Below are 15,856 nucleotides of genomic sequence, written 5' to 3' on the forward strand. Positions count from 1 at the left end.
TGTCTCCATTTCTTGATTCATAGGTGCTGCGCGCCGCGGGCTCTGGCGGCCCTGCCGGTCTTGGTGGCTAGTATCCCCTCCCTGTCCAGCGCCCCGGCTCAGCCGTCCGCGCCGGTATCCGAAGCGCCGCTCGCCGCCCGCTGCGGCGGCACGCGCTTGACGAACTTGAACGTGCCCGACCCGCGCGACACGGTCTTGCCATCGGCATCGACAATCTCGGCCTCGCAAAAGGCCATCGTGCTGGTGCGGTGCACGCACTGCCCGCGGGCGATGAGCTTGCCGCGGCCAGGGGCCATGAAGGTTGTCTTCATCTCGATGGTCACCACGCCACGGCCGTCGGGATCGGTGGCGCGCCCGGCAATGGCCATGGCCACGTCGAGCAGCGTCATCAGCACGCCGCCGTGGGCCATGTCCCAGCTGTTCTGGTGGCGTGTTTCCAGCGCCAGTTCGATCTCGCTGCCCTCCTTGTCCATGCGCGTGCATTGCACGCCGAGGTCGGCAAGGAAGGGAATCTTGAGGGGAAATCCGTTGGTTTTAGTCATGGTTGCAAATGAGGCGAAGACGGTACGGCTGGCCGGCTGACAAGGAGTAAAGGCCCGCCCTGCAGGGGCCAACCGCATTAGAGCATGGACTTTATACCGCGCTCACGCCGCCATCCACCGCCAGTACCTGGCCGGTGATGTGCTTGCCGGCAGCGCTGGCGAACAGCAGCGCCGCGCCCTTCAGGTCCTCGTCGTCGCCCAGCCGGTGCAGCGGCACCGAGGCGCACATGGCTTCCACGCCCAGGCGGTCCAGCGATCCCTGCGTCATCTTGGAGGGGAAGAAGCCCGGCGCCAGCGCATTCACCGTGATGTTGTGCTCGCCCCACTCGGCCGCCAGCGTGCGGGTGAAGTTCACCACCGCGCCCTTGGAGGTGTTGTAGGCAATGGTTTCCATCGATCCCGGCGGGTTGCCCGCCAGGCCGGCGATGGAGGCCACGTTGATGATGCGGCCGTAGCGGCGCGGGATCATGGACAGCTTGCCGATGCGCTGAGAGAGCAGGAACACGCCGCGGATATTCAGGTTCATCACCTTGTCCCAGGCTTCCACCGGATGGTCCTCGGCGGGCGCGCCCCAGGTGGCCCCGGCGTTGTTGACGAGGATGTCGATGTGGCCGAGCTTGGCCAGGGCCTCGTCGGCCAGGCGCACGATATCCGCGTCGCGGGCGCCGTCGGCGGCGATCCATTCGGCGTCGATGCCAAGCCCCCTCAGGTGGGCTTGCGCCGCTTGCAGCTCGTCGGCCTTGCGCGCCGACAGCACGATGCGCGCGCCCTGCTCGCCAAGCGCTTCGGCGATCTGCAGGCCGAGCCCGCGCGAACCGCCGGTGATCAGTGCGGTCTTGCCCTTCAGGTCGAACAATTGCTGGATGGTGTTCATGGTGTCTCCCGATTTGGTGTGGCGCGCGCAGACAGGTGCGCGCGCCTGATCAACTTGTGCGAGCCGCCGGTCAGAACCAGGCGTCCTGCATGTCCAGCGTAGTGCGGTCGAGCGAGGCCAGCAGGTCAAGCTGCGGACCCACCTTGGGCAGTTCCCAGCGGAAGAAATATTCCGCCGCCGCCAGCTTGCCGCGATAGAAGTCCTGGTCTTCCTGGCTCTTGGCGCCCGCCAGCGCGGCCTGCGCGACCAGTTCCTGCTCCAGCCACGCCCACGACAGCACCACATGGCCGAACGCTTCCAGGTACACCGAGGCGTTGGCCAGCGTCACCTTGGCGTCGCCCGCTGCCCACAGCGCCTGCGTGACTTCCGCCACGCGCTTGACGGCGGCACCCAGCGCCTTTGCGTGGCTGCCCAGCGCGGCATCGCCGCTGGCCAAGGCCCGGCCGATCGTGGCCTGGATCTCCTCGCCAAGAACCTTGAATGCCGCGCCGTCCTTCATCACCACCTTGCGGCCCAGCAGGTCCAGGCCCTGGATGCCATGGGTGCCTTCGTGGATCGGGTTGAGGCGGTTGTCGCGGTAGAACTGCTCGACGTTGTACTCGCGGGTGTAGCCGTAGCCGCCATGCACCTGGATGGCCAGGCTGTTGGCTTCCAGGCACCACTGCGACGGCCAGCTCTTGGCGATGGGCGTGAGGATATCCAGCAGCAGCGCCAGGCGCTCGTGCTCCGCACCCTCGGCGGCACGTTCCTGGTCCACCAGTTGCGCGCAGTACAGGTTGAGCGCCAGCCCGCCTTCCACATAGCTCTTCTGCGCCAGCAGCATGCGGCGGATGTCCGCGTGCTCCACCAGCCGCACTTGCGGGCTGGCCGGATCCTTGCCGCCGGGGCCGATCGGGCGGCCCTGCGGGCGGTTGCGCGCATAGTCCACCGAGTGCAGGTAGCCGGTATAGCCCAGCATCACCGCGCCCAGGCCCACGCCGATGCGGGCCTCGTTCATCATATGGAACATGCAGGCCAGGCCCTTGTGCGGCTCGCCCACCAGGTAGCCGATGGCACCGGCCTTGCCGCCCGGCTTGTACTTCATGCCTTCGCCGAAGTTCAGCAGGCAGTTGGTGGTGCCGCGATAGCCCATCTTGTGGTTCAGGCCGGCCAGTACCACGTCGTTGTGCTCGCCCAGGCTGCCATCGGCATTGACCAGGTACTTGGGCACGATAAACAGCGAGATGCCCTTCACGCCCGGGATCAGCTTGCCGTCCGGGCCTGGGATCTTGGCCAGCACCAGGTGCACGATATTGTCGGACAGCTCATGCTCGCCGGCCGAGATCCACATCTTGTTGCCGCGCAGGCGGTACTGCTGGCCCAGCGGCGATTCGCCCTCGTAGTCGGCGCGCGTGGTGATGTCCGACAGCGACGAGCCGGCCTGCGGCTCGGACAGGCACATGGTGCCGAAGAAGCGCCCTTCCATCTCCGGCTTGACGAAGGTCTCCACCTGCGCCGGCGTGCCGTGCGTGAGCAGCAGGTTGGCGTTGCCGATGGTCAGGAAAGGATAGGAACTGGTGCCGACGTTGGCGCCCTTGAAGTAGGCAAAGCCGGCCTTCTCCACCACCACCGGCAGCTGCATGCCGCCGATGTCGTAGTCCTGCCCGGCCGCCATCAGGCCGGCCTCGCAGAAGGCCTTCAGCGCGGTCTTGACCTCGGGGATGATGGTGACGGTCTCGCCGTCGAAATGCGGCTCGTGCTGGTCGCTCTTCTTGTTGTGCGGCGCGAACAGGTCGGCGGCGATCTTCTCGCAGGTATCGAGCGCGGCGTCGAAGGTCTCGCGGGAATGGTCGGCGTAGCGCGGAATACGGGTCAGCCCTTCGACCTTGAGCCATTCGTACAGCACGAAGTTCAGGTCACGGCGGGAAAGGATCAGCGACATGGCAGGAAACGGCTCCCAGACTGAAAGGGAAAATCAAAGATGCGCGATCCGGCGGCGGCGATGGCGCTATTGGCAGCCTCGCGGCGGGGATCGTCGCTGTCTCCACAACGGCACGCTCGCATGGCGCACCGCACATTCTGTAAATTCTCCAAATGGCGCGGGGAAAGAAAAAGGCGCTCGCGCGCCCGTCTCTTTCCTGCCGTGCTTAGCTACCTTCGCCCAGGCGGGCGATGGTGCCCTGCGCCACCGCGCAGAGCTTTTCCTCGCCATCCTTGACCATGAACACATCGCACCGCACCACCGCTTGCTGGCGGCCGCGGTTGAGGCATTCAGCGCGGGCAATCAGCATGTCGCCAATCGCCGGGCGCAGGTAGTTGATCTTGTACTCGGAGGTCACCACCGGCGCCGCCATGGCCGCGCCGCCCGCATAGGTCAGTGCGTTGTCAGCCAGGTAGCTGACAACGCCGCCATGCAGGAAGCCGTACTGTTGCTGCAGGTCCTGCCGGATAGGCAGGCGCAGCTCGGCGCGGCCGGGCGAGAGCGCGGCCAGCTCGGCGCCGACCAGCACCGAGAAGGGCTGGCTGGCCAGCACCTCCCGGCCATGGGACAGCATCGGGTCGGCTTGATCGCTCACGGTGCGTTGCCGCCGCTCAGAGGACTTCGAACAGGCCGGCAGCACCCTGGCCGCCGCCGATGCACATGGTCACCACCACGTACTTCACGCCACGGCGCTTGCCTTCGATCAGCGCGTGGCCGACCAGGCGAGCACCCGACACGCCGTAAGGGTGGCCCACCGCGATGGCGCCGCCATTGACATTCAGGCGGTCCATGGGGATGCCCAGCGTGTCGGCGCAGTACAGCACCTGCACGGCGAAGGCTTCGTTCAGCTCCCACAGGCCGATGTCGGCAACCGTCAGGCCGGCCTTCTTCAGCAGCTTGGGCACCGCGAACACCGGGCCGATGCCCATTTCGTCAGGCTCGCAACCGGCCACGGCGAAGCCGCGGAACGCGCCCAGCGGCTGCAGGCCCTTGGCCTCGGCCACCTTCGAATCCATGACCACGACCGCCGAAGCGCCGTCGGAGAATTGCGACGCGTTACCTGCCGAAACCACGCCGCCGGGCATGGCGGTGCGGATTTTCGACACAGCTTCCAGCGTGGTGTCGCCACGGATGCCTTCGTCGGCCGAGACCGTGACTTCCTTGGTCATCAGCTGGCCCGTAGCCTTGTCGGCCACGCCGGCGAGCACCGTGATCGGCACGATTTCATCGTTGAACTTGCCGGCTTCGAGCGCGGCGAACGCGCGCTGCTGGCTGCGCACGCCGTATTCGTCCTGGCGCTCGCGCGAGACGTTGTAGCGCTTGGCCACGTTCTCGGCGGTTTGCAGCATGTTCCAGTAAATTTCCGGCTTGTTCTTGGTCAGCCAGCTTTCCTGGATCATGTGGCGGTTCATTTCCTGCTGCACGCAGGAAATGCTTTCCACGCCGCCGGCCACGAAGATGTCGCCTTCATCGGCGATCACGCGTTGCGCGGCCATGGCGATGGTTTGCAGGCCGGACGAGCAGAAACGGTTCACGGTAGCGCCGGGAACGGTCACCGGGCAGCCGGCGCGCAGGGCGATCTGGCGTGCGATGTTGGCGCCGGTGGCGCCTTCCGGGTTGGCACAGCCCATCAGCACGTCTTCCACTTCGCCAGCTTCGATCTTGGCGCGGGCGATGGCGTGCTGGACCGCATGGCCGCCCAGGGTCGCGCCGTGGGTCATGTTGAAACCACCCTTCCAGCTTTTGGCCAGGCCGGTACGTGCGGTGGATACGATGACTGCCTCTTTCATGTCTTGCTCCTCAGTATCTCTGGTATCTGGTGACCTGCGGCGTGCGTTCACGTCCCGCAGTGTCTTGCAATAGGTCTTTGGCCGGGTTCAGTCGTGTTAGCCAGGCTTGGTCAGGCTTAGTCAGGCGATGCGTCAGGTTCAGTACAACAGGCCGGCAGACTGCAGGCGCTGTACGCCCGCGGCTTCCAGGTTTCGCCACGCGTTTGCCAGCGAGCCGTCGAGATCGATGGCGCGACAGGCGTCGTCGACCACAATGGCGTCAAATCCGGCCGTCCGGGCATCGAGCGCGCTCCAGGCAACGCAGTAGTCCGTTGCCAGTCCCACGCAAAACACCCGGCGCACCCCGCGCTCCTGCAAATAGCCTGCAAGCCCGGTGCGGGTGGTGCGATCGGCCTCCATGAAGGCCGAGTAGCTGTCCACCTCGCGGTGATGGCCCTTGCGGATCACCATCTGCGCATGCGGCACCTCCAGCCCGGCATGCAGCGCCGCGCCGTGGCTGCCCTGCACGCAATGCGTGGGCCACAAGACTTGCTGGCCATAGGGCAACACCACGGTCTGGAACGGCTGCGTGCCGGCATGGTTGGCGGCAAACGAAACGTGGCTGGCCGGATGCCAGTCCTGGGTCAGCACCACATGCGCAAACGCCGCCGCGAGGCGGTTGATCACGGGCACGACTTCATCGCCCTGCGCCACGGCAAGCGCGCCGCCGGGCATGAAGTCGTTCTGCACGTCGATGACCAGCAGGCAATCTTCGGGGCCGTATTGCTTGGCCATGCCGCTACTCCTCGCTAGGTGACCGGTTTGCGATCAATGTTGAGAACCCCGCGCGGCCTGACTGCGCCGCGCGAACATCGCCTTGGCCGTACTTAGCCGTTGAAGCCCTTGCCCTCGGCAGCCAGCTTGACCAGCAGCGGGGCTGCTTTCCAGGCTTCGCCGTGGTAGCCCTTGGCATAGCGCGCCATCGACTGCGCCACGTTGAACAGGCCAACCTGGTCCGCGTACAGCATCGGGCCACCACGGAACAGCGGGAAACCGTAGCCGGTCAGGTAGACCATATCGATATCCGAGGCCTTGGAGGCAATGCCTTCTTCCAGGATCTTGGCGCCTTCGTTGACCAGCGCGAACACCAGGCGCTCGACGATCTCCTCATCGGAAATCTTGCGGCGGGTGATGCCCAGGTCCTTGGAGTGCTGCACGATCATGTCGTTGACCTGCTGGTTCGGGTACGGCTTGCGGTCGCCCGCCTTGTAGTCGTACCAGCCCGCGCCGGTCTTCTGGCCGTAGCGGCCCAGTTCGCACAGCAGGTCGGCGGTCTTCGAGTACTGGATTTCAGGCTTGTCGATGGCGCGGCGCTTGCGGATGGCCCAGCCGATGTCGTTGCCGGCCAGGTCGCCCATGCGGAACGGGCCCATGGCAAAGCCGAACTTCTCGATGGCCTTGTCCACTTGCTCCGGCAGCGCGCCTTCGTCCAGCAGGTAGCCAGCCTGGCGGCTGTACTGCTCGATCATGCGGTTGCCGATAAAGCCGTCGCACACGCCAGATACCACGGCAGTCTTCTTGATCTTCTTGGCGACCTGCATGACGGTGGCCAGCACGTCCTTGCCGGTCTTCTCGCCACGCACCACTTCCAGCAGCTTCATCACGTTGGCCGGGCTGAAGAAGTGCATGCCGACCACGTCTTGCGGGCGCTTGGTGAAGGAGGCGATCTTGTTGACGTCCAGCGTGGAGGTGTTCGACGCCAGGATCGCGCCCTGCTTCATCACTTCGTCCAGCTTCTTGAAGACGATTTCCTTGACGCCCATTTCCTCGAACACGGCTTCGATCACCATGTCCGCATCCTTGATGTCGTCATAGGACAGCGTGGTGGTCAGCAGGCCCATGCGCTGCTCTACCTTCTCTTGCGTGAGCTTGCCCTTCTTGGCGCTGTTCTCGTAGTTCTTGCGGATCGTGGCCACGCCGCGGTCCAGCGCTTCCTGCTTGGTTTCCAGCATGATCACCGGGATGCCGGCGTTCAGGAAGTTCATGGTGATGCCGCCGCCCATGGTGCCGGCGCCGATCACGGCAATCTTCTCCAGCTTGCGGGTGGGGGTGCCTTCCGGTACGTCCGGGATCTTGCTGGCGGCACGTTCGCCAAAGAAGGCGTGGCGCAGCGCGCGCGATTCAGGCGTGGTCACCAGGGCCATGAAGCCTTCGCGCTCAGCCTTCAGGCCAGCGTCGAACGGCGTGAGCGAGGCAGCCACGGCGTCCACGCACTTCAGCGGCGCCGGGAAATTCTTGGCGACCGCGGCCACGGTATTGCGGGCAAAGGCGATGAAGCCTTCCGCGTTCTCGTGCTTGACCTTCAGGTCGCGCACCTTGGGGTACGGGCCGGGGTTGGCCGCCACCGTCTTGGCGAAGGCCACGGCCGCGGGCAGCACGTCGCCGTCGACGATTTCGTCGAACAGCTTGGTGCCGGCGAATTTTTCGCTGGGGATGGCATTGCCCGACACGATCATGTTCAGGGCGGCTTCCAGGCCGATCACGCGCGGCAGGCGCTGCGTGCCACCGGCGCCGGGCAGCAGGCCCAGCTTCACTTCCGGCAGGGCGATCTGCGCGCCCTTCGACGCCACGCGGTAGTTACAACCCAGCGCCAGCTCCAGGCCGCCGCCCATGGCGACGGAATGGATCGCCGCCACGACGGGCTTGCTCGACCCTTCCACGACCTTGATCACCGAGTGCAGCGTCGGCTCCTGGGTGGCCTTGGGCGTATTGAATTCACGGATGTCCGCGCCGCCCGAGAAGGCTTTGCCGGCGCCGGTAATGACGATGGCCTTGACGGCCGCATCGTCCAGCGCACGGGTCATGCCTTCGACGATGCCAAGCCGGGTGCTGAGACCCAGGCCGTTGACGGGGGGATTGTCGAGCGTGATGACGGCGACGCCGTCCTGAACCTGATACTGCGCTGTCATGCTGGTTCCTTTGGTAACTAGAAGTTGTCTCGGGATTCGAATTCTCGAATTATGTTTTTCTGCGCGGCCCCAAACCACCGCCCGGCCGCCGGAGAAGCCCGAGGCTTGCACCCCTCGGCCGGCGCCCACCCTATCGCGAGCGGATCAAGCATACACAAAATAGCACGGTCGTTCAATTTCATTTTGGGGCTGGCCGGGCGGTACCATGCGCGTTGTTCATGGCGGATCTCGCCCCCGTGCATTCAGGCTGCCAAAGCCCACTAAAAAGCTAGGGTAAGCCCGGAGCGCAATGGCTCATCCGGCACATTCCCCGCCCCCCTGAGGATTGCCTCTAGTCACAGTAGGCGACTTTCCTGACATAAACCGCCGTAACCCTCGGATTTACCCGGATAACCCGGTAGACTCGCGCGCTTTGCCCGCTCGGGCGCCCCACGAGGCGTTGCCCGCCGAAGTTCCAGTGACCCTGATGTCTTCCCATCCTCACCTTCACCAGCATCCCGTCGTCGAGCACGACGATCTCCAGCGCAAGCTCAAGGCCCGCCACCTGACCATGATCGCCATCGGCGGCGCGGTCGGCACCGGGCTGTTCGTGGCCTCCGGCGCATCGATCTCCCAGGCGGGGCCCGGCGGCGCGCTGCTGATGTATTGCCTGATCGCCCTGATGGTGTATTGCCTGATGACCAGCCTGGGCGAGCTCGCCGTGCATATGCCGGTGGCCGGCTCCTTCGTCACCTACAGCGCGCTCTATGTGGAGGAAGGCTTTGGCTTCGCGCTCGGCTGGAGCTACTGGTTCAGCCTGGCCGTGACGATTGCCGTGGAACTCACGGCGGCGCAGCTGGTGATGCAGTACTGGTTCCCGCACATCTCCGGCGTGATGTGGAGCGCGGCCTTCCTGCTCTTGATGTTCGGGCTCAACGCCTTCTCGGTACGCGGCTTTGGCGAGGCCGAGTACTGGTTCGCGCTGATCAAGGTAGCCACGATCCTGATCTTCCTGGCGGCCGGGCTGATGATGATCTTCGGCATCCTCAAGGGCGGGCCGCAATCGGGCTGGCACAACTTCACGCTTGGCGACGCCCCCTTCGTGGGCGGCATCCCCGCCATGTTCGGCGTGGCCATGATTGCCGGATTCTCCTTCCAGGGCACGGAGACCGTTGGCGTGGCAGCCGGCGAGGCCGCCGACCCGGCGCGCACCATCCCGCGCGCCATCCGCCAGACTTTCTGGCGCATCCTGCTGTTCTACGTGCTGGCGATCCTGATCATCGGCGTGCTGATCCCCTACACCGACCCCAGCCTGCTGCGCAACGACGTCACCGACATCGGCGTGAGCCCCTTCGCGCTGGTGTTCCGCCATGCCGGCCTGGCCTTCGCCGCCGGGCTGATGAACGCGGTGGTGCTGACCGCCCTGCTCTCCGCCGGCACCTCCAGCATGTACGCCTCCACGCGGATCCTGTACGGCCTGGCGGTCAGCGGCCGCGCGCCAAGGGCATTGGCGCGGCTCTCCGCCAACGGCGTGCCATACAACGCCCTGTTCGCCAGCACCGCCGTCGGCGCCCTGTGCTTCCTCAGTTCGTTGTTTGGCGACAAGGCAGTCTACTTGTGGCTGCTGAATACGTCCGGCATGACCGGCTTCATCGCGTGGCTCGGCATCGCCATCAGCCATTACCGCTTCCGCCGGGGACTGGTGTACCAGGGCTACAAGCCGTCCGACCTGGCCTACCGCTCGCCGCTCTATCCCGTCGGCCCCATCTTTGCCATCGTGCTGTGCGTGGTGATCGTGCTCGGCCAGAACTATCAGGCATTCAGCGATGTGCGCGGGCGCTGGCTGGAGATTGTCGGCACCTATATCGGCGTGCCGCTGTTCCTTGTGCTATGGCTGGGGTATCGGCTGGTCAGGAAGACGCGGCTGATCGACTATGAAGACATGCCGTTCAACTGCAAGCGTGCGGGCGAGGCGGAGGCGGTTGGCGTAGGTGCGCCGGGGCGCTGAGCGAGCGGCCTGGCCGCGCACACCTAGCATCACATACTGCCAGTGCCTGTGCCGGAATTTAGTCTCCTGGCACCTGCGTGGTGCGGGGGGCCGAGATATTGAGGTGCGTCGCGGTCTCCGGCGCGGACAGTTCTTCGATATCGCGCAAGATCAGGATTTCCCTGTAATGCGGCGGCAACGCAGCAATCGCCACCACCGGATCATGACGCAGTTGATGCGGCACCGGCACTTGGTACAACGTCTCCTCAAGCGCTTCCGATAGTGGCACCGTCTTTTTAAAGACCGAAAACAGCCGAAAACACTCACGCATCGACGATGCGAAACATCCAAGCTGCTAGTGCCGACAGCTTGTGCAGCGTGTGGATCTTGCTGTGCAGTTTCCACAGTGCGACCTGAACCGCGTCCTCAGCGTCTTCACTGGTGGCGCAAGTGCGGCGGGCGAAGCGCCTGAGGTCCGGCTGCATGGCGATGAGCAACTGGTCGAGCGCGCGGGCGTCACCCTGAAAGGCAGCTTCCACCAACTGAGCATCGAGTCGTCCCATGATCAGTCGGAGCGTTTCAGCTTGCGGCCGAACATGGCACACATCGGGCAGAAGCCGATGAAGCCGGTGCAGGCGAACACAACGCCAGCGGCCACCGCCACCCATTTGATGGTAGGGTCCATCGGCACGACGAAGGAGGCGGCGATTACGATAACCAAGCCGATGCACAAGCGCAGTGCGCGCTCCCATTTCGGAAGATTCTTCTGAAAAAACATATAACCTCTCTTGCGGTTGAAGGACAGCGTTCCTACGGGGTAGGAGGCGGCCAGCGCCGCAAAGGATTCAAAAATTCCTGCTTTTTGTCGCTCCAACTGCCGCCCAATGCACGCGCCAGTTACAGCCTGGTTTCCAGGACTTTGGCCCGGCTTTGCAGCAGATAACTCTCGACCACTAACTACGCTGCGTCGTGGTAGTTACATGGCTTGCGCACCCAGCCGCCTCCAGCGACGCTTGCTGGGTGCGTATCGACACGTTGGCAGCTAGGACTAGAGCTTTAGGCATGGCGACTCTCCTTGTGGAGAGGTGGCCAGCGCGGGATGTCATTTGCCGCCTTCGGGCACCACTCGGTCAACCACCCACAGTGCGTCGCGTCAGCAGCAACGTCAGCGCATAGCTCTTTCGCGAAATCAGGCCATGCTTTCTGGAGACTGCATCGTTTGCTTGACCAGGGCGCCGTGACCGGCGACAAACTCATCGGAGAGTGAATCGGGCTCTTCCTCCGTCCCAAGTTCCCCCTCCCATTTTGCAACCACGGCAGTGGCGATACTGTTGCCCAGGACATTGGTCGCCGTGCGCCCCATGTCAAGGAACTGATCGATTCCCATCACCAGCAGCAGGCCTGCCTCCGGCAAGCCGAACATCGGCAAGATGGCGGCTACCACCACCAGCGAGCCGCGCGGGACCGCGGCCATGCCCTTGCTGCTGACCATCAGGATCAGAAGCATGGTGATCTGGTGCCCGAGCGACATGTCGACATTGAAGGCCTGCGCGATGAAGACCGCCGCAAACGCCTGATACACCATCGAGCCATCGAGGTTGAACGAGTAGCCAAGCGGCAGGACAAATCCGACGAGGCGCTTCTTCACCCCAAAGCGCTGGAGCCGCTCGATCATCTTCGGGTAAGCCGCCTCGCTGCTGGCGGTGGAGAAAGCGATCATCATGGGTTCGCGGATGCCCTTTGCCAGCTCGAACATGCGCCCCTTGAGAACCGCATAGCCTGCGATAAAGAGCACAGCCCACAGCGCCAGCAACGCGAGATAGAACGCGCCGATGAACTTGCCATAGGTCACCAGTACGTCGAGCCCCTGCACGGTGATGGCCGCGGCAAGCGCTGCAAAGATGCCGACCGGCGCGAACAGCATCACCGTATTGGTGATGCGCAACATCACGTTCATCAGTTCGTCAACGGAACGTTTCAGGAACTGGCCGGAATCACCGGTAGCCTTGCCCAGTGCAACGCCGAAGAAGAGCGAGAAGATCAGGATCTGCATGATCTCGTTGGTCGCCATGGCCTCGAAGATGCTCTTCGGGAAGATATGCGTGACGAACTCTTTCAGGTTGAGCGCGCTGGTCTTGAGATTCGTGCTTGCGCCAGCGTCCGGCAGGACCATGTTCAGGCTGACACCGGGTTGCGCCAGGTTCACGAACAGCAATCCGATGCTCAGCGACACGAGCGACGCGACGATGAACCAGGTCAAGGCCTTGGCGCCGATGCGGCCGATTGCCTTGGCGTCGTCCATGCTCGCGATGCCCGAGACCAGCGTCGCAAATACGAGCGGGGCGATGATCATCTTGATCATGCGCAGGAAGATCTCGGTGATGATCGAGAAATTCCCGGCGATCACCTTGGCGGCTGCCGCGTCAGCCGCCATGCGGTGACAGGCATAGCCGACGATGACGCCCAGGACCATGCTGAGCATGATCCAGCGGGTAAGTTTGTTTGTGGTTTTCAAAGCTTTCGCCTCCTGGCCAGTTTCCGATATCGGCGCCCGCGGCTGGTCTGGGCCAAGGGCTGCCTTTCCCGCCTCGCCGACGGCGGGCAGCGCTCCAACCTTGGCGGGCAGACGCCATGCGCCAAGGCCTCGGCCTCGGCCTCGGCGCACAGTGCATCCCGTTCATGTCGATAAGACCGATTATCCAGAATTAGACAAACCGTCAACACGATGAAAACCCGAGGTATTTCGGGAAGACGAGGGCACAGCGCCGGCGGCACGCGCACGAGAGGCCCGCTCGCCCACAATGCGCGCGAGCAAGCCGCGCTGGATGATCGCAAGCGCATGCCTTCGGGCGACGGCCGCAAAGCGGAAACATTGGAGGAGATGGCCAGAGCGAGGCCAGGAATGCAATTGCGATGCCGGGGGACTTCCGGTGAACGCAAACGCCATCGTGTGCGCAGCCTGATGGACAGGCTCACACGGATGACTATCGGTAGAAATGGGCGAATCTGTTCCTGGCGCTGATGCCGCCGGCCCCGGCAATCATGCCGCCGGGGTCAACGTCACCTGCGCCACGCTGCATGGCCAGCCGGTGCCATGCGCACCGGCCGCCCGCACGCGGATCATGCCAATCAGCCAGCAAGCAAGGCCGCGAACCGGTCAATATCGATGTTCCCGCCGCTGATGATGACCCCCACGCGCTTGCCCTTCAGTTCGGCCTTCATCGCGCGCGCGGCCGCAAAGCCGAGGCAGCCGGTGGGCTCCACCACCAGCTTCATGCGCGATGCGAAAAAGCGCATGCAGTCGACCAGTTCCTCGTCGGTCGCGGTCACGATGTCATCGACATCGCGGCGAATGATCTCGAAGGTGTAGTTGCCAAGGTGCTGCGTCTGCGCGCCGTCGGCGATGGTCTTGGGTGTCTCGATATGCACGATCGAGCCGGAGCGGAACGACTGCTGGCCGTCGTTGCCGGCGGCTGGCTCCACGCCGTAGATCTTGCATTGTGGAGCCAGTGCGCGCGCGGACAGCGCGGAACCGGAGAGCAGCCCGCCGCCGCCAAGGCAGACGAACAGGGCATCCAGCTCGCCGGTTTCCTCGAACAGTTCCTTGGCCGCGGTGCCCTGCCCGGCAATGACATCCGGATGGTCATACGGCGGGATCAGGGTCAGGCCGTGCTCCTCGGCCAGCTTGCGGCCGATTGCCTCGCGATCTTCCGTATAGCGGTCATAGATGACCACTTTGGCGCCGTAGCCGCGGGTCGCGGCTACCTTGGCGGCCGGCGCATCATGGGGCATCACGATCGTCGCAGGGATGCCGAGCAATGAGGCCGACAACGCAATGCCTTGCGCATGATTGCCCGAAGAATACGCCACCACCCCTGCCCGCCTCTGGCGCTCGTCGAACTTCGAGAGCGCATTAAAGGCGCCACGAAACTTGAAGGCACCCATGCGCTGCAGGTTCTCGCACTTGAAGAAGAGTTCCGCGCCCACTTCCTTGTCCGCAGTGCGCGAGCGCATGACGGGGGTGCGGTGAGCATGGCCCTCAAGCCGCCGGGCGGCTGCTGACACATCATCAAAAGTGGGTAGATTCAGCATGATCGTAAGTCTCGTTTGAGTAAGAAGGCTACCAGGGCCAGTGAATGCTGGTGCCTGCTTGCGCGGCGGCGGCTCGCCGATGGAGCAGGCGAGCCACCGTCAGGTCCTGCAGCGCCAGGCCCGTCATATCGAAGACGGTAATGTCGGCATCGTGGCGGTCAACTTGCGCCTTGCCGGCCAGCACGTCGCCGATTTCCGTGCAAGGCGTATCCGGCGCCCACTGCGTTTCGCCGATCTGGCGGGCCTGGGCCCGGTCGTCGACAAACAGCCGCGCGCGCGCCAGCAGGCCGTCGGGCAACTCGCGCTTGCCGCGTGTGTCCGCGCCCACGCAGTTCAGGTGCGTTCCGGCCTGCACGGCTTGCAGGTCGAACAGCGCACCGCCGCCAGGCGTTGCGGTGATCACCACGTCGCTGCCCTCCACCGCCGCATTGCGATCGGCGGCATGGGAAATCTCGCAGCGCTTGGCAAAGGCGCGCTCGAACGCGGCGTCGGGCTGGCCCGTCACCGTAACGTATTGAACCTGCTTGAGCGAGGGCAGCAGCGCAAGGGCGAACGTCAACTGGATCCGCGCTTGCACGCCAGTGCCGAACAAGCACAGGCGCTCGCTGTCCTGGCGTGCCAGTAACTGAAGCCCCAGGCCGCCAGCGGCGCCGGTGCGCATCGTGGTGACGGCGTTGCCATCGATCATGCACACTGGCCGGCCGGTTGCCGGATCGATCAGCATGATCGTAGCCTGATGCGGCTCGCCGCCTACCTGGCGGTTGGCCGGCCAGAATCCGGCCGCCTTGAAACCCAACAGGCCCTGCGACTGGACATCGCCGGACTTGATGCCGAACACGCCACCGGTCGCCAGCGGCTCCCGAACCAGCGGAAAGACACGGCCCTCGCCCTGGCTATGCAGGGCAAAGGCTTCGTTCACCGCCTCCAGTGCATCTGCCGGCTGCAGCAGTGACTCGACCTGGTTCTTGTCGAGCAGGAGCAAGCGCGCTTCACTTGGCATAGCTATACACCGTAGCCCGCGACACGCCGAGATGCAGCGCCACGATTTCCATGGCGCGGCGCACCTCCATGAATCCCGCCTCCTTGAGTTCGCGCAGCAACGCGCGCCTGTCTTCGGCCTTGAGGGATCGCGGTGTAGTGGCAAGGCGCGCGGCAAACTGGTCGATGCGGGCCCGAATGGCATCCGCGCCGGCCGGGTCGAGCGACTCCTTCATGGTCGCGCCCGCGTCCACGCTGCCGAACTGGCTCAGCACGTTTTGCAAGCTGCGGAACAACGTCAGGTCGACGTTCATGCACAGGGCGGCCACATAGCCCCCGGTCGAATCCTTGATGCCGATCGACGTGCTCTTGGCCTGCCGCCCGTCGGCGAACTGATTCGCATAGTTGGCGATCACCTGCGGATACTCGGGGTCGGCAATCCGGGCAAGCCCCAACTCGGTTGCGGGGTCTCCCACCTGGCGGCCCGACAGGTTGTTATGGATGGCGAGGATGGCGTGCTTAGGGTCCAGCAGATCGTGGACAACCACCTCGCAAAAGGGCGCGAAGGTCTCGCTCAATCCTTGGGCCACCTGCTTGAGTTGCTCGAGCAGCGCTTGCTGCTCGGGCGTGCGTTCTGGCGTGCGTTTTTTCATACGGACATATTATCCAGATATAGACAATTTGTCAATACAGCGAGTAACCGGGC

General features: G+C 64.3%; 15 protein-coding genes. 1 reads left to right on the forward strand and 14 read right to left on the reverse strand.

Features of this window, described 5'->3' with window-relative positions; translation table 11 throughout:
- Positions 1-98: 98 nt before the first annotated feature.
- From ACGLHR_RS07575 to ACGLHR_RS07605, 7 genes are all read right to left on the reverse strand, one after another.
- On the reverse strand, positions 99-542 hold the full coding sequence (locus tag ACGLHR_RS07575) for a PaaI family thioesterase (RefSeq protein ID WP_318235399.1): 444 nt from the start codon (positions 540-542) through the stop codon (positions 99-101).
- Positions 543-633: 91 nt separating this feature from the next.
- Positions 634-1,416 carry an SDR family oxidoreductase gene (locus tag ACGLHR_RS07580; protein WP_400093008.1) on the reverse strand — a complete coding sequence of 261 codons (783 nt, stop codon included), beginning with the start codon at positions 1,414-1,416 and terminating at the stop codon, positions 634-636.
- A gap of 70 nt (positions 1,417-1,486) precedes the next feature.
- Positions 1,487-3,337 carry an acyl-CoA dehydrogenase gene (locus tag ACGLHR_RS07585; protein WP_400093009.1) on the reverse strand — a complete coding sequence of 617 codons (1,851 nt, stop codon included), beginning with the start codon at positions 3,335-3,337 and terminating at the stop codon, positions 1,487-1,489.
- Positions 3,338-3,542: 205 nt separating this feature from the next.
- Entirely contained in the window at positions 3,543-3,950 is a 408-nt protein-coding gene (locus tag ACGLHR_RS07590) for a PaaI family thioesterase (RefSeq protein WP_400093085.1), read from the reverse strand.
- A gap of 37 nt (positions 3,951-3,987) precedes the next feature.
- Positions 3,988-5,166, reverse strand: coding sequence for an acetyl-CoA C-acyltransferase (locus ACGLHR_RS07595; RefSeq protein ID WP_318235402.1), 1,179 nt, complete (start codon positions 5,164-5,166; stop codon positions 3,988-3,990).
- Between the two features lie 138 nt (positions 5,167-5,304).
- Positions 5,305-5,940: a bifunctional nicotinamidase/pyrazinamidase gene (gene pncA / locus ACGLHR_RS07600; RefSeq protein ID WP_400093010.1), complete on the reverse strand. Its 636-nt coding sequence runs from the start codon at positions 5,938-5,940 to the stop codon at positions 5,305-5,307.
- 92 nt (positions 5,941-6,032) lie between these two features.
- Positions 6,033-8,114 (reverse strand): 3-hydroxyacyl-CoA dehydrogenase NAD-binding domain-containing protein, encoded by a 2,082-nt coding sequence (locus ACGLHR_RS07605; RefSeq protein WP_400093011.1) that lies wholly within the window; start codon positions 8,112-8,114, stop codon positions 6,033-6,035.
- Between the two features lie 466 nt (positions 8,115-8,580).
- Here ACGLHR_RS07605 and ACGLHR_RS07610 point away from each other — a divergent pair, with 466 nt between their 5' ends.
- Positions 8,581-10,101 carry an amino acid permease gene (locus ACGLHR_RS07610; RefSeq protein WP_400093012.1) on the forward strand — a complete coding sequence of 507 codons (1,521 nt, stop codon included), beginning with the start codon at positions 8,581-8,583 and terminating at the stop codon, positions 10,099-10,101.
- 58 nt (positions 10,102-10,159) lie between these two features.
- Here the strand turns inward: ACGLHR_RS07610 and ACGLHR_RS07615 are convergent, their stop codons facing one another.
- The 7 genes from ACGLHR_RS07615 to ACGLHR_RS07645 all read right to left on the reverse strand — a co-directional run bounded on the left by ACGLHR_RS07615 (position 10,160) and on the right by ACGLHR_RS07645 (position 15,803).
- The gene (locus ACGLHR_RS07615; protein WP_400093087.1) at positions 10,160-10,330 is read right to left on the reverse strand and encodes an RNA polymerase sigma factor; all 171 of its coding nucleotides are present in this window, start codon (positions 10,328-10,330) and stop codon (positions 10,160-10,162) included.
- A gap of 73 nt (positions 10,331-10,403) precedes the next feature.
- Positions 10,404-10,643 (reverse strand): RNA polymerase sigma factor, encoded by a 240-nt coding sequence (locus ACGLHR_RS07620; protein ID WP_400093013.1) that lies wholly within the window; start codon positions 10,641-10,643, stop codon positions 10,404-10,406.
- 2 nt (positions 10,644-10,645) lie between these two features.
- The gene (locus ACGLHR_RS07625) at positions 10,646-10,954 is read right to left on the reverse strand and encodes a DUF2892 domain-containing protein (RefSeq protein WP_400093014.1); all 309 of its coding nucleotides are present in this window, start codon (positions 10,952-10,954) and stop codon (positions 10,646-10,648) included.
- Positions 10,955-11,269: 315 nt separating this feature from the next.
- The gene (locus tag ACGLHR_RS07630; RefSeq protein ID WP_400093015.1) at positions 11,270-12,595 is read right to left on the reverse strand and encodes a dicarboxylate/amino acid:cation symporter; all 1,326 of its coding nucleotides are present in this window, start codon (positions 12,593-12,595) and stop codon (positions 11,270-11,272) included.
- Positions 12,596-13,209: 614 nt separating this feature from the next.
- Positions 13,210-14,172 carry a threo-3-hydroxy-L-aspartate ammonia-lyase gene (locus ACGLHR_RS07635; RefSeq protein WP_267603122.1) on the reverse strand — a complete coding sequence of 321 codons (963 nt, stop codon included), beginning with the start codon at positions 14,170-14,172 and terminating at the stop codon, positions 13,210-13,212.
- Between the two features lie 28 nt (positions 14,173-14,200).
- The gene (locus ACGLHR_RS07640; protein ID WP_400093016.1) at positions 14,201-15,172 is read right to left on the reverse strand and encodes an ornithine cyclodeaminase family protein; all 972 of its coding nucleotides are present in this window, start codon (positions 15,170-15,172) and stop codon (positions 14,201-14,203) included.
- Positions 15,162-15,803, reverse strand: a complete 642-nt coding sequence (locus ACGLHR_RS07645; protein WP_400093018.1) for a transcriptional regulator — start codon at positions 15,801-15,803, stop codon at positions 15,162-15,164. The genes ACGLHR_RS07640 and ACGLHR_RS07645 overlap by 11 nt, the downstream gene beginning before the upstream one ends.
- Positions 15,804-15,856: the final 53 nt, after the last annotated feature.

The organism is Cupriavidus sp. CuC1 (assembly GCF_044627735.1).
Taxonomy (GTDB): Bacteria; Pseudomonadota; Gammaproteobacteria; order Burkholderiales; family Burkholderiaceae; genus Cupriavidus; species Cupriavidus ulmosensis.